The organism is Photorhabdus bodei, from assembly GCF_003287735.1.
GTDB lineage: Bacteria > Pseudomonadota > Gammaproteobacteria > Enterobacterales > Enterobacteriaceae > Photorhabdus > Photorhabdus kayaii.
The window spans coordinates 1-14,194 of record NZ_NSCM01000018.1 but is presented as its reverse complement, the minus strand read 5'-3'; the positions used below and the strand labels follow the sequence as shown (position 1 = coordinate 14,194).

Genomic DNA, 14,194 nt, shown 5'->3' with positions numbered 1-14,194 from the left:
GGAGCCTGTAAGGAGTTTTCATGCAGAATTCACAGACATTCAGTGTTGCCGAGTTGTCATTACCCAAGGGCGGCGGTGCTATTACCGGTATGGGTGAAGCGTTAACACCCACCGGGCCGGATGGTATGGCTGCCTTATCCCTGCCATTACCCATTTCTGCCGGGCGTGGTTACGCCCCCTCACTCACTCTGAATTACAACAGTGGAACCGGTAACAGCCCGTTTGGTCTCGGTTGGGACTGCAACGTCATGACAATTCGTCGTCGCACCAGTACCGGCGTGCCGAATTACGATGAAACCGATACTTTTCTGGGGCCGGAAGGTGAAGTGTTGGTCGTAGCATTAAATGAGGCAGGTCAAGCTGATATCCGCAATGAATCCTCATTGCAGGGCATCAATTTAGGGGCGACATTCACCGTTACCGGTTATCGTTCTCGTTTAGAAAGCCACTTTAGCCGGTTGGAATACTGGCAACCCCAAACAACCGGCACAACCGATTTCTGGCTGATATACAGCCCCGACGGACAGGTCCATTTACTGGGCAAAAATCCTCAAGCACGTATCAGCAATCCACTAGATGCTACGCAAACAGCGCAATATGTTAACCAAACGGCACAATGGCTGTTGGAAGCTTCGGTATCATCCCACGGCGAACAGATTTATTATCAATATCGAGCCGAAGATGAAACAGATTGCGAAACTGACGAGCTCGCAGCCCACTCGAATGCAACCGTTCAACGCTATCTGCAAGCAATACATTACGGTAACCTGACCGCCAGCGACGTTTTTCCCACGCTCAACGGAGATGACCCACTCAAATCTGGCTGGTTGTTCTGTTTAGTATTTGATTACGGTGAACGCAAAAACAGCTTATCTGAAATACCGCCGTTTAAAGCCTCAAGTCTCTGGCTTTGCCGCCAAGACCGTTTTTCCCGTTATGAATACGGTTTTGAATTGCGCACCCGGCGCTTATGCCGTCAAATCCTGATGTTTCACCATCTACAAACCCTGTCTGGTCAAGCAAAAGGGGACGATGAACCCGCGTTGGTTTCACGTCTGATACTGGATTACGATGAAAACGCGGTGATCAGCACGCTCGTTTCTGTCCGTCGGATAGGTCATGAGGACAACAATACCGTCATCTCACTGCCACCACTGGAGCTGGCTTACCAGCCTTTTGAGCCAGAACAAAAAGCACGCTGGCAATCAATGGATGTACTGGCAAATTTCAACGCCATTCAGCGCTGGCAACTGCTTGACCTGAAAGGAGAAGGCGTACCCGGTATTCTATATCAGGATAGAAATGGCTGGTGGTATCGATCTGCCCAACGCCAAGCCGGGGAAGAGATGAATGCGGTCACCTGGGGGAAAATGCAACTCCTTCTCATCACGCCAGCTTTGCAGGATAACGCCTCACTGATGGATATTAACGGTGACGGGCAACTGGACTGGGTTATCACCGGACCGGGGCTAAGGGGTTATCACAGCCAACACCCAGATGGTAGCTGGACACGCTTTACACCATTAGATGCCTTGCCGATAGAATATTCTCATCCCCGTGCTCAACTTGCCGATTTAATGGGGGCCGGGCTGTCCGATTTAGTACTGATTGGCCCCAAAAGTGTGCGCTTGTATGCTAATAACCGTGATGGTTTTACCCAAGGGCGGGATGTGGTGCAATCCGGTGATATCACCCTGCCGTTACCGGGTGCCGATGCCCGTAAGTTAGTAGCATTTAGTGACGTACTCGGTTCGGGCCAAGCACATCTGGTTGAAGTTAGTGCAACTCAAGTCACCTGCTGGCCAAATCTGGGACATGGCCGTTTTGGTCAGCCAATTACATTGCCGGGATTCAGCCAATCTGCCAACAACTTTAATCCCGACCGAGTTCATCTGGCCGATCTGGATGGCAGTGGTCCTGCCGATTTGATTTATGTTCATACTGACCGTCTGGAGATTTTCAAGAATGAAAGTGGTAACAGCTTTGCAAAACCATTCACACTCCGTTTTCCTGACGGCCTGCGTTTTGATGATACTTGCCAGCTACAAGTGGCTGATGTTCAGGGATTAGGGGCTGTCAGCCTGATCCTGAGCGTACCGCATATGGCGCCACATCATTGGCGCTGCGATCTGACCAATGCGAAACCGTGGTTGCTCAGTGAAATGAACAACAATATGGGCGCTCATCACACCCTGCATTACCGTAGCTCCTCCCAGTTCTGGTTGGATGACAAAGCCGCAGCCTTGGCGACCGGACAAACACCGGTCTGTTACCTGCCCTTCCCGGTCCATACTCTGTGGCAAACAGAGACCGAGGATGAAATCAGCGGCAATAAATTAGTGACCACGTTACGTTACGCTCACGGCGCTTGGGATGGACGTGAACGGGAATTTCGTGGCTTTGGTTATGTTGAGCAGACAGACAGCCATCAACTCGCTCAAGGCAATGCCCCGGAACGCACACCACCGGCACTCACCAAAAACTGGTATGCCACCGGAGTCTCGGAGGTAGACAATACGCTATCTGCCGGGTATTGGCGTGGTGATAAACAAGCGTTCACCGGTTTTACGCCACGCTTTACTCGCTGGAAAGAGGGCAAAGATGTTCCGGCGACACCGGAAAATGATGATAATCTGTACTGGTTCAACCGGGCACTAAAAGGTCAGCTACTGCGTAGTGAGCTCTACGGGCTGGATGACAGCGAACAGCAAAATATCCCCTATGCAGTGACTGAATCTCGTCCACAAGTGCGCCAATTACAAGATGGCACTACCGGTTCCCCGGTGCTTTGGGCCTCGGTCGTGGAAAGCCGTAGTTATCACTATGAACGTATTATCGGTGATCCTCAGTGCAATCAGGATATTACGCTGTCCAGCGACCAATTCGGGCAACCTCTGAAACAGGTTTCAATGCAATATCCCCGCCGCAATCAACCAACAACCAATCCGTATCCCGATACACTACCGGATACGCTATTTGCCAGCAGTTATGACGATCAACAACAACTATTGCGATTAACCTGCCAGCAATCCAGTTGGCACCATCTAACCGGTAATGAACTCAGAGTGCTGGGATTACCGGATGGTACACGCAGTGATGCCTTTACTTACGATGCCAAACAGGTGCCTGTTGATGGTTTAAATCTGGAAGCCCTATGTGCTGAAAATAGTCTGATTGCCGATGACAAACCACACGAATACCTTAATCAGCAAAGAACGTTCTATACCGATGGGAAAAACCAAGCACCATTGGAAATACCGACACGACAAGCTTTAATCGCCTTTACCGAAACGGCGGTATTAACAGAATCTCTGTTATCCGCATTTGATGGCGGTATCACGCCAGATGAATTACCCGGCATTCTGACACAAGCAGGATATCAACAAGAGCCTTATCTGTTTCCACGCACCGGCGAAAACAAAGTCTGGGTAGCACGTCAAGGCTATACCGATTACGGAACTGAGGCACAATTTTGGCGTCCTGTCGCACAACGTAACACCCTGTTAACCGGGAAAACGACGCTGCAATGGGATACCCACTACTGTGTCATCACTCAAACCCAAGACGCGGCTGGTTTGACTGTCTTAGCCAATTATGACTGGCGTTTTCTCACACCTGTGCAACTGACTGATATCAATGATAATGTGCATCTCATAATCTTGGATGCATTAGGACGCCCTGTCACACAACGTTTCTGGGGAATCGAAAATGGTGTGAAAACAGGTTACTCCTCACCGGAAGAAAAACCATTCTCTCCACCAATCGATATCAATACTGCCATTGCTCTGACCGGACCACTCCCTGTCGCGCAGTGTCTGGTCTATGCACCAGACAGTTGGATGCCACTATTCAGTCAGGAAACCTTCAACACATTAACGCAGGAAGAGCAAAAGACACTGCGTGATTTACGGATTATCACGAAAGATTGGCGTATTTGTGCACTGGCTCGCCGCCGTTGGTTGCAAAGTCAACAGGCTAGTACGCCATTGGTTAATCTGTTAACTAACAGCATCGGTTTACCTCCCCATAACCTTACGCTGACCCCGGATCGCTATGACCGCGATTCTGGGCAGCAAATTCATCAGCAAGTCGCATTCAGTGATGGTTTTGGCCGTTTGTTGCAAGCATCTGTACGGCATGAGGCAGGCGAAGCTTGGCAACGTAACCAAGATGGTTCTCTGGTGACAAAAATGGAAGATACCAAAACGCGCTGGGCGGTCACGGGACGCACTGAATATGACAATAAGGGACAGACGATACGAACTTATCAGCCCTATTTCCTCAACGACTGGCGATATGTGAGTGATGATAGCGCCAGAAAAGGGGCCTATGCCGATACGCATATTTATGATCCGATTGGGCGGGAAATCCGAGTTATTACCGCAAAAGGCTGGCTGCGACAGAGCCAATATTTCCCGTGGTTTACTGTGAGTGAGGATGAAAATGATACGGCCGCTGACGTGATTATGTAATTGAACCCATATTCGCTCGTTTAATGTTAACGAGCGAATATAAACTACATTGTGAGTTCTAAATAGAGGAACAGGATATTTTGTTACCTTTTATTTCATAAGTAATAAAATCCAATTCTGTAAAAATCTATCATCATGAGAACTAAAAATAACCACTTTCTCTTCTGCAAGAGAAATCAGCGATTCAATTAAAAATGTTATATACCCTATGGATTTCAAGATGGATCGCGATGGCAAGGGAGCGAATCCCCGGGAGCATAGATAACGATGTGACCGGGGTGAGTGAGTGCAGCCAACAAAGAAGCAACTTGAAAGATGACAGATATATATACTCACTATCCAAGCTCTCCTCGCTTCCCAATGACATATCAAGACCATGAAATATAATCGGTACCTCGTTACAGCATTTTTCTAAATAAGTGTCTTCCTTATCCCAAAAAAATTTTTTGGAGTGTACTTCAAGAACATCAATATGTTGAATATTTTTATAAATTTCTTTCGAAAAAGATGACTTATAGTTAACACCAATACCAAGCTTTTCATATTTACTCATTGAAAATATCCTTAGCACCAAGAAAGATTAAACCATTTGAAATGAGTGGGAATACCAACGATGCCAAAGCGTTCGCGGAAGTCACAAAACACCACATTAGTTGTCTGAAAGCGGCGCAAAACAGCCGCTATTTTGTCACGGATGCCACGCTGTATAGTGAAGCGAATATCTTCACTTCATCAACAAAAACAACGCCTTATTACCCGTGTGCCGTTAACGGTTAAGGAAGCTAAACAGCAGCTACGGAACGTGAATTTTATCGCTTTCAGCGTTTCGGACAAATCGCCAGTTCTGGATTCTGATTCTGTTGATACTGGCATGGGGAAACTCCATAAAAAAACCGCAGTTAAGCGGCCTAGAAATGAAAAGCCCCTCGTGGGCTTTGCGGGCTGATGTATGATTTTAGAGTAGCAGATAAGCGTGATAGAGCGCAAAAGCGAGAGATGGTAAGCCAAGTATCCACAAAATTATATGTAATCTTGCGTCTTTGATTTTACTTTCCGTCTTGGCTTCCTGTAGCGTAACTTCGCTTTTCACTTCACTAATTTTGGTGTTAATCATCTCAAATTTGACGTTCAATTTGTCATCTGTTGGTACCTTAGATAGTACGCTACTTATTCCATCTAATTTTTGCATGATAACAGCAACGTCGGTCTTCATTGAGCTGACATCACCAGTAACCGATTTCAGATCGGCCTTCATATCGCTCATACTGGCTTTAATATGCTCAACATCAGACTCAAGTCTCGCAACACGAGCTTCCAACATATCTCCACCTCCACCATCTCCGCTACCCGGTTTTAATGATGAACCATTATCATGTGAATGTCTACTTGGTGAAATATTACTAGCTAACCACCGACCATTAGAAAATTGCATACCATCAATGACAGAATTTTCATTGTTCATTGCACGCCTCCGGTAAGATTTACCCTAAAGCGGGCTTCTGTTTCATGAATAGTCTCGTCAGGCGTATCAGCATGGGCTATAGAACATCTTATTATATGAACACCGGTATTTGCTACTCTAGTCAAAACTGAAATACTCAAAAACCCAGGCACGTCAGTTGGTTCTGCCTCAGGATCATTAGCGGTTACTGGTATTTTTACGGGTATTTCTTTTGCCTGACCGTTTAAAACTGTTGTGCCATTTCTATCAGTAACATCTATAGAAATCAGGTAGTTTTTAGATTGTTGAAGTCCAACAAAAGCAGCTGCAATAGCGAGTTTCATTTCAACAGGTAATGCTGCACATTGAAAATTAAGGATCGGCCCTTCCCTACCTTCGGCATCTTTTGCGGTAGGAAAAATGAAAGCTATTTTCTCTGAACTCATTCAGACCTCTTGTGTGTTCTTGCTACTGTTTCACATCTGATACATCGGATTAATCCGCCACTTTCTTACACGGAAACGAGCCGATGATCTTCGGTGTAGCTGTCATTAAAGCCCCTTGAACTATAAACACGAACCATACCCGCCCAATGTGAAAATAGGATTTGTCCCTTAATGGGGTTGTAATAAATATTACCGTCGCCCATTCCATGGTGGGCCCATGCTCTATTTGAAATAGATTTGTCTCTGACAACATCCTCCCATTCATCAATACCTTGTGCAATACCTGCCAAACAATAATATTCTGTTGACCTAGAATCGGTGTATGTTCCTACCTCTTTACAATCTTGAATGGTGACTCTAGTCTCACGGACAAAATTAGCTGTTAGTTACACGACTGCTATAATGGCTGTCTATCAATTTGCTACACAGATGATTCATGAGAACACAACCTAAAGAAACCCCGATCAACATCCGGGCGAAAGCCTTCCAGCGGGAGCTTATTGACCATGCAGCAAACCTGCACTCAAAGACCCGAACTGATTTCATCTTGGATGCTGCCTGACGTGCTGCCGAATAGGCCATACTCAATCAGAGCCACTTTTTCATTAACGACGAAAAATATCATGCGTTCATGCAGATGCTGGAGCAACCGCTTTCTGATAATGCAGGTTTTAAAAACTCATGGAATATAAAGTACCATGGGAATAAGCGCACCTGAAATATTAATGGCTGAACATAATATAAATGATTTTTATTGCCAGCATGAAACATTAAACGAATGGCTTTCATGCCGGGCTTTAAAAAATAATAAGCTCGGCGCGAGCCGCACATTTGTTATTTGCAAGGAAGACACAAAAGACGTTATCGGTTATTATTGTCTAAGCGCCGGTTCAATTAATCATATTGAATCTACACCATCGCTTAAACGCAATATGCCAGATCCTATCCCTGTAGTGCTTCTCGGCCGTCTGGCTGTCGATGTGGAATATCAAGGGAAAAAGTTAGGGGCTTTGCTTCTCCAGGATGCTTGGAAGCGGGTCGCCAGCACGGCGGAACAGTGGGCATTTCAGCCATACACGCTGATGCTTCCATTAGGTAAACAGAATGAAAATAGCGCAAATAAATTCCTCAAACAGAAAACAACCAGTATGGCTAAATTCCTGTCGAGGAACTAGAGAGGGATTACAAAATTGCCTGAATTAATTCACAATACAGCGAATCTCTGTCTTTTAGTGATAAGTAAAACTGGGGGGCAGTAAAATTATATTTTTCTCGTAAGTAGTCCAACCTTAGAGGTTTAATTTTACGTATACTTCTCACGGGAATAGCCAGACCAAAATCTTTCTCAATAAAATATTCATAAACTGACTTTCCATTCCCAGGAATAGAAGATTCAGCTATTTTGGCAATTTTCTCAGCATCTCCCTCTATTGGTTTATCCAAAAAAATCACACCCTTAATTTCTTTTACGGGATGAGTTACATATATAAAAGCCAATGTTTGTTCTCGGCGAAATCGTCTTCTGAATTCATGAGTTTTCATTCCTGATACTATCATATTCCATGCATTTTCATGAAGACTTAATATAATAGTATCTGCCGCGGAAAGTAATTTCAAACTATATCACTCCTTTCTCTACTGTAATTTAAATTTCTTACACTCATTGATAATTTCGTTCATCACTATCAATGGACGTGAGATATTATTCAAACTGCTAGTTTCCTTAGCTAACATAATACCATTAATACCGTCAAGAATAGCATACGTTAGACCTGAAATTTCTGCTCTGGCCGGTACATGCCACTCACAACTGCTTTCAAGAATTTGTGTTGATAAGATAACTGGCATTTTGGCTCTCTTACAAGCATCAGTTAGAAGTTTTTGGTTAATACCAAGTCTGAAGTAATCTGCGCTAACTGCAAGATCACCACGTGCAATAATAACTGCATCAACTAATTTTATAAATTGATGAATGTTATCTACCCCTTGCTGTGTCTCTATTTTAATAACGAAGGAAGTGTTTAATCGTGTAATCCCGTATCGGGACATTATTTCGAAAGACTTAGTTAACTGCTGAACATCATTGATAAATGAAAGAGCAATCCAGTCAGGTCGAGTTTCCGCTACAAAAGCCAACATTTCCTCATCTATTTCTGCTTCAACGATATGCCCAAAATTAACCGACTTCTGGCAAGGTATAAAACCATCATTCAGGGCAACTGCACTGAAGCTTTCATCTGACAGTTGCTGTTTAACCTTAAGAGCCAGTTCCCCATCACCAATGCTAATATCTTTTCCCGGTTCGACAAAACGTGCAATATTAGGGTAATTAACCGGAATAAAGTCATGAAAATTAATACTTTCCTTGCCAGTTTTGAAGGTCACAATTTCACCTTTCTTCACTGTATGCTTCCTTTCAGGCAGCATTCCAATCCTGATTTTTCTTCCGGGAAACGGCAAATCAAGCATAATCGCAACATTACCTGCCTTGCCAGCTTTAGATATCTCGCCACGCGCCAGTTTTATTCTTCGACTATGTTCTAAATAGCCTAAATCAGCTGCAATATTGTATCGCAATACATTTACACCATTTCGCAGAAGTAAATCAATTCCGTCAGGTTCACAGCATGGCATCCCAACCGTAGCAATGATAAATGGTTCACATTCTTGTGTGAGGCTTTTCTTTAAAAATTCCATTGTAGTATTTCCTGATGATGTTTAATTACACTATGAGTAACTTCTCCATTTTCGGTAATCATACCGTTGCGAAAAGTTTCACTCATTATTCCGCTGGATTGAATGTGTTGAAAGCACTCGATAAGATAAGGTCGGTAAACTTCGTTAGCATATGCCACACTGCTAATAGGGGCAGCGGCTGGAAGATTGTCGATCTTGATATGCATTACATCATGTAGATAAAAATAGGGGTCACGCAAGTTTGTATTATGCGCAAAGGTTTCTATATACCCGGGACCATAACCGGCAGTAGCATCAATTAAGATTGAACCTCGCTTCATACTAATAACCATATCTTCAGAGATCATTGTTGGCGTATCATAGGTTGATATCAGTATAGCGCCAATCACAATATCAGCTACTTTAAGCATCTCTGTCAGGCGCTTAGGCTCATTGATATAAGCATTAAAATCGAAGTCAAACATCTCAGTTTTTAATTTATCCAGAGATCGTTCTCCAGATACCAAGAAAGTCACCTCACATCCATTCTCAATGAAAGTTTTGGCCGCAGCTTTTGCGACATTGCCGCTACCAATTATCAGGGCATTTGTCACTGGGTTAATCGACTTATCATTGCAGATAATCTTGCCAGCTCTACCGCTTGGTAACAACGAGTGATAGAGTGCGTATATAGCCGCAATTCGTCCTGCCATGGCTCCGCCAGCTTTGGCAAGGCAGAAACTATTGCCATCATGACAAAATTCAAGAGAAACCGCAGTAACCTTTTTTTCTAATAAGATCCGGATAAGGTCTTCATTGTCTTCTGCATGAAAAATCGCAAATATATGCTGATCTTCCTGAATTCTGTTGTACTCTTCTGGGATAGGCGCTTTGTATTTAATGATGTAATCACAGTTATTCCAAATCGTCTCCGCATCACTAATGTTAGCTCCTGCTAACATATACTCTTGATCAGAAATATTTATGGCCTCACCTGCACCTCCCTCAACAATAACAACATAGCCCAAATCACATAAAGCTTTTACAGTTTCAGGGTTGGCAATAACGCGACGTTCGCTGGTGATAAGCTCTTTCAGAATACCAATCGACATATCTGCTCTCATACATTTAAAGGTTGAAGGTTGGCAACCTTTTTTAGTCCCCAAGGAATTGACTCATTATTAATGTTTGAATTGGTTATCTGATCATTAAAAACCTGGACAGGTGCTTCAAAGTTATTGACACTATTACTTATTTTTTTGGCACAGAAGTAGACTAATAGCATTTTTTCAGATATTAGTTTCTTCCTGGAAATACTCCAGTCCCAGTGCCAAAATGTTTGCTGAGAATGATTTGTTTTTCTGACAGACATCTCGGCTAGGTAACAGTGCTGTATTTGATACCCACGAGATGAATAAAAGTCATAATATAACTGAGGGCTGATTTGATAGTAGCCATGATCCAAAAAACCATGAGCAGGTGTTATATGAACGACAAGGCCACCCTTTACTAACATCGCATCAATATTATTAAGAGCAGTACGGATATCATAAATGTGTTCGATAGTACCTGCGTCCAGTATAAAAGAAAATTTCTGTTCATAGCAATTGCCAACCTTATAATTAAGATCCTGCCTAAAGTCGACATAGGATTCGTCAGTAATGTCCATTACTTTTGGTGAAACTCCAAATAAGGATGATATTACAGCTTTATCATTACAGTATTGCGAATATGGTTCAACAAATTTCAGGTGTTCAAAGTCTTGGGAAAATTCACAACTCTTATTTACATTGCAATTTGGTATATCTTTTTCTTTTAGCACTCTGTTTAAAGTATCATAATCGAAAAATACCATCTGTTTTCCAAGAGTTAATATATTTCCTTGTATATCGTGATTTTTTTTAAGTTCGCAAAGATAATTTAATGTCGAAATACTGATGCTCATTAATTCAATCCTTATTCAGATGACGGTGAAGGGGTTTTTCTATCCAGCGTGGTGCAAAAGAGCGCCAAGGATCATCAAATAATGAATATAACTGAAACTCAATTGGTCTTAAATTACTTTTAATTGTTAATAAGTTGCTATTATTCCATTTCGGCTCTAACCACCTAGGACCATATTCCATAAATATCACTTGCCGTATAATATCACTATGGTTAGGACCTCTGCCATGTAACATTCTCGGATCAAACATTATCACGTCGCCAGCTTCTATTTTCAAACTGTACGTTTCGTCATTATTACTTTCTACTTCACGATATTGTGTACCAAGGATTACTATAAAGTTTCCACGATTTAACTCCATACCGTCTGTTAGCCACAGTGCAAACTTTACGCCAAGATCTGGGAACGGATAACCTAAATTTTCATACAATTCACCGCCATCTCTATGAATGGGCATTCCATTTTTTTCGGGTTTCTGTTTTGGATTTATCTGGGCACCAAAATAATTAATCTGAATATCATCACCTTGTAACAGAGTAGCAAGCTTTAGTAGATGATCGTTGAGTGCCAACTTTCTGAAGGCTGGAGAAATAAGTAAGGTATCACCATGAAGCTCGAGTTTAGTATGTGGTTTCTTATAACCTTCCTTTTGGAAATAAGCTTGCCATTTATTTGTTAAATAATCCGACATTATTTTCAGATCAGTGCCATTTACACATTTTTTTATTATGTAAAAACCATCTCTTTTATAGCGTTCAACAATTTTTGATAGAGAATGGTGTTCAAATGGATTCATAGTTTACTCACTATTTCATTTATGGGAAGCGCATGAAATAATCTCTCCGGCATTTCAACCCACTGAGCGGTTAGCATATACAAAGTCCAGAGATAGGATTCCATGCCTAAATCGTCCAGCTTGGTTATGTCTAGAAGAAATGGTGGTATATCGCTGCCATACCCTTTGTTCATATATATAGATTTGGATAGCTTTAAGCCATTATCGGTGATAACCACTGGAGTATAAATCTTTTTGGGTATGTACTTCGTAGAAATACCTAATTTGCAGTATCCGGGTAATATCACATCATGAAACCAGTTTCCAGCCCAGTCGCTACCATCAATCATAATTTCGAGCGTACCGTTGTCTATACTATTCTTTGCTAACGTATATTGCTTAGCTATGTCTCGTGGTGCTGTTCCGGTATCTAAGAAAACAGGTTTACTCGATTTAACTATGGTTTCATGCGTACCATGTATAGGACATATTGCACTGAGTTTTACTTCTTTATCTTCATTAAGCACGACAGGAGAGGATGATGGGTCTTTTTCAATTATCCCACATTCCGGGCAAGGAGCTCTGATATGAACAGACCTTCCTCCCGGATTGGTTATTTTATTGAAATAAATGTTTTCGACTAACATTTCATTTAAAGCATAGTAGAAATTCGAATTAAGACAAAAATCACTGTAATCGCGAATTTTATAATCGGCAGCTGAAAATAATGATAAAATTCTTAGGCAGTTATTATATATTTCTCTATTAACTCCAAATATATTCAACCCATTATTACTCTGCTTCAACATATACTGATATTCAACGCCATTAACCACCTTTCTTTGGCTTGGGGCATTATCTAATAAGTCGATGACGATATTTACTTTCTTGGCATACTTTTTTTTAAAATAACTTGCAATGTTAAAAACATATGAAAAAGTAAGCAATGTTCCAACATGAGGAGCACTATTGGGTTGTGAAGATGTTGTTAACGTGATGCTTTCGGCGCTGTAGATTTCATCTAAGTATAAGTCTTCTATTCTTTCAATAAGATGTGTAACACCTACCCGAGGAAATTTCATTCTACTTCCTTATTAAGTTATAAATAATTATGTTTGAATAGTTTTATCGTAGAGTTCGATCTCAATCAATAAATCTTGCATTATTTTCCTTCGCAATCTTGATAAATATTTTCACGCAATACAAAACTATTATCCATATTTATTCTTCTGGGATATTCACCAGCGAGCAGCTAGTTGCCACCAATCAAATGCTCATTTTTCATCAATGATTGTCAGCGCGTATCTGAAGCAATCATTAAATCGCGTGTAGTTTTCACATAAGCTAAGCACTCCAAGTGCTGTTATAAGATCAGCTTTTTCACTATTTTCCCAAGGTTGGAAAGTATCGATAATTATAATGATCCAACACTCCGCACAGCATTCGTAATTTTTTGTTTTAATTAAGAATTAACAAACACATGAATTTTATACAAACGGTTTAAAGTCAGTATATTACAGATATAGCTACGGAATGATTGATGATACTTTATGATCGGCGATTATCCTCTGATTTACGATTAATAATATGTCTAAGGAAAAATCTGAGTCTCTCCATATTACATATCTGATATCAATATACTATCACAACTTAATAGTGGCATAGATAAATAAATCGGAGTTCCCTTTGCACCTAAGTGTGGGCTTTTATCACGTAATAATTGGAATGTTTCCTCAACGTCTTTTCCTTTGAGCTGTCCGAGGCTATATCGTCTATTATAATAATTTTTATAATTTTTTTTATCATATGTTATTATAGCTTGCGAAATACCATATCGTTTTTGTTTTAACTTTGTTAAGAATGTCACCATAATTTTTATTCAACAGCTGATCATCTGGGATATCAATATCCAGAAAATCATTAAGTATTCTAGAAATTATATTAACTTCTGGGAATAGGCTATCATAATAGTGATAATCAATATTTTTTCGTATTAGGGCCAGATCTAGCAATCCTGATGCTCTGAAAGTTTTGGATTTTTTAGATGATCCGCTAAACATCTCTCGATATAAATGGAAAGCACATTCAAGATAGTGCCCCCCCGCTGTCATGATATGTTTTCCTCCGTTTTTTTTCTGTTCTAGATTTAAAACTTCGGCCAGTCTTTCTTTATTATCATAATTATTCCAAGCAAGTGTAAATGCTGCATCAAGCCGTATATCTGTTCCGTCTTCTAAAATTTTAGTGTAGTGTGGAAGGTGATCTGGGCTCATTTTATACCCGCTTAACTTGAAGATGCAGGATTCAGAACTTGGAAGTTGTCATTAATACGGCACGACAGGTTCCCGGCAAGTTCCGGTAATATTTCCGTAAAAAAACGATGGATTGCCTGCCTGAACAAGGTCGTCGAAGCGAAATAATGGTTATTCCTGACCTGTT

The 14,194-nt window shown here is 41.5% G+C and carries 13 protein-coding genes and 3 pseudogenes; 5 read left to right on the top strand and 11 right to left on the bottom strand.

All coding sequences use genetic code 11. The annotated features are described in order from the left end of the window. Nucleotides 1–20: 20 nt before the first annotated feature. Nucleotides 21–4,472: a SpvB/TcaC N-terminal domain-containing protein gene (locus tag CKY02_RS12215; protein ID WP_112895488.1), complete on the top strand. Its 4,452-nt coding sequence runs from the start codon at nt 21–23 to the stop codon at nt 4,470–4,472. A 194-nt stretch (nt 4,473–4,666) separates the two neighbouring features. Further along, on the top strand, nt 4,667–4,852 hold the full coding sequence (locus tag CKY02_RS25735) for a hypothetical protein (protein ID WP_238399178.1): 186 nt from the start codon (nt 4,667–4,669) through the stop codon (nt 4,850–4,852). 5 nt (nt 4,853–4,857) lie between these two features. Here CKY02_RS25735 and CKY02_RS26705 read toward each other — a convergent pair. After that, nucleotides 4,858–5,025 (bottom strand): annotated as a pseudogene (locus CKY02_RS26705) (hypothetical protein); the annotation flags it as partial. Between the two features lie 41 nt (nt 5,026–5,066). Here CKY02_RS26705 and CKY02_RS12205 point away from each other — a divergent pair. Continuing rightward, a pseudogene (locus tag CKY02_RS12205) lies at nt 5,067–5,295 on the top strand (IS1634 family transposase); the annotation flags it as partial. Nucleotides 5,296–5,427: 132 nt separating this feature from the next. Here CKY02_RS12205 and CKY02_RS12200 read toward each other — a convergent pair. Together CKY02_RS12200 and CKY02_RS12195 are read right to left on the bottom strand one after the other, a co-directional pair. After that, nucleotides 5,428–5,934 carry a hypothetical protein gene (locus CKY02_RS12200; RefSeq protein WP_112895486.1) on the bottom strand — a complete coding sequence of 169 codons (507 nt, stop codon included), beginning with the start codon at nt 5,932–5,934 and terminating at the stop codon, nt 5,428–5,430. Then, nucleotides 5,931–6,359, bottom strand: a complete 429-nt coding sequence (locus CKY02_RS12195) for a hypothetical protein (RefSeq protein ID WP_112895485.1) — start codon at nt 6,357–6,359, stop codon at nt 5,931–5,933. The genes CKY02_RS12200 and CKY02_RS12195 overlap by 4 nt, the downstream gene beginning before the upstream one ends. A gap of 436 nt (nt 6,360–6,795) precedes the next feature. On the opposite strand from CKY02_RS12195, the gene CKY02_RS25730 reads away from it, so the two are divergent. Both CKY02_RS25730 and CKY02_RS12180 read left to right on the top strand, forming a co-directional pair. Further along, a complete protein-coding gene (locus tag CKY02_RS25730) occupies nt 6,796–6,921 on the top strand; it encodes a type II toxin-antitoxin system TacA family antitoxin (RefSeq protein WP_238399177.1) in 126 nt (41 codons plus the stop codon). Nucleotides 6,922–7,057: 136 nt separating this feature from the next. Beyond that, nucleotides 7,058–7,534 (top strand): GNAT family N-acetyltransferase, encoded by a 477-nt coding sequence (locus CKY02_RS12180; RefSeq protein ID WP_238399176.1) that lies wholly within the window; start codon nt 7,058–7,060, stop codon nt 7,532–7,534. Nucleotides 7,535–7,541: 7 nt separating this feature from the next. On the opposite strand, the gene CKY02_RS12175 is transcribed toward CKY02_RS12180, so the two are convergent. The 8 genes and pseudogenes from CKY02_RS12175 to CKY02_RS12140 form a co-directional block, all read right to left on the bottom strand. Next, nucleotides 7,542–7,976 (bottom strand): hypothetical protein, encoded by a 435-nt coding sequence (locus CKY02_RS12175; RefSeq protein ID WP_112895483.1) that lies wholly within the window; start codon nt 7,974–7,976, stop codon nt 7,542–7,544. Nucleotides 7,977–7,994: 18 nt separating this feature from the next. Then, nucleotides 7,995–9,056 (bottom strand): pyruvate kinase, encoded by a 1,062-nt coding sequence (locus CKY02_RS12170; RefSeq protein WP_112895482.1) that lies wholly within the window; start codon nt 9,054–9,056, stop codon nt 7,995–7,997. Next, the gene (locus CKY02_RS12165; RefSeq protein ID WP_162120460.1) at nt 9,044–10,147 is read right to left on the bottom strand and encodes an NAD(P)-binding domain-containing protein; all 1,104 of its coding nucleotides are present in this window, start codon (nt 10,145–10,147) and stop codon (nt 9,044–9,046) included. Before CKY02_RS12165 ends, CKY02_RS12170 begins: the two co-directional genes overlap by 13 nt. Nucleotides 10,148–10,155: 8 nt before the next feature. Then, nucleotides 10,156–10,980: a class I SAM-dependent methyltransferase gene (locus CKY02_RS12160; RefSeq protein WP_112895480.1), complete on the bottom strand. Its 825-nt coding sequence runs from the start codon at nt 10,978–10,980 to the stop codon at nt 10,156–10,158. 4 nt (nt 10,981–10,984) lie between these two features. Next, nucleotides 10,985–11,776 carry a phytanoyl-CoA dioxygenase family protein gene (locus tag CKY02_RS12155; protein ID WP_112895479.1) on the bottom strand — a complete coding sequence of 264 codons (792 nt, stop codon included), beginning with the start codon at nt 11,774–11,776 and terminating at the stop codon, nt 10,985–10,987. Continuing rightward, nucleotides 11,773–12,837, bottom strand: a complete 1,065-nt coding sequence (locus CKY02_RS12150; RefSeq protein ID WP_112895478.1) for a hypothetical protein — start codon at nt 12,835–12,837, stop codon at nt 11,773–11,775. Before CKY02_RS12150 ends, CKY02_RS12155 begins: the two co-directional genes overlap by 4 nt. 720 nt (nt 12,838–13,557) lie before the next feature. Beyond that, nucleotides 13,558–14,028 (bottom strand): hypothetical protein, encoded by a 471-nt coding sequence (locus CKY02_RS12145; protein WP_112895477.1) that lies wholly within the window; start codon nt 14,026–14,028, stop codon nt 13,558–13,560. Between the two features lie 11 nt (nt 14,029–14,039). Then, nucleotides 14,040–14,194, bottom strand: a pseudogene (locus CKY02_RS12140) (IS630 family transposase); the annotation flags it as partial.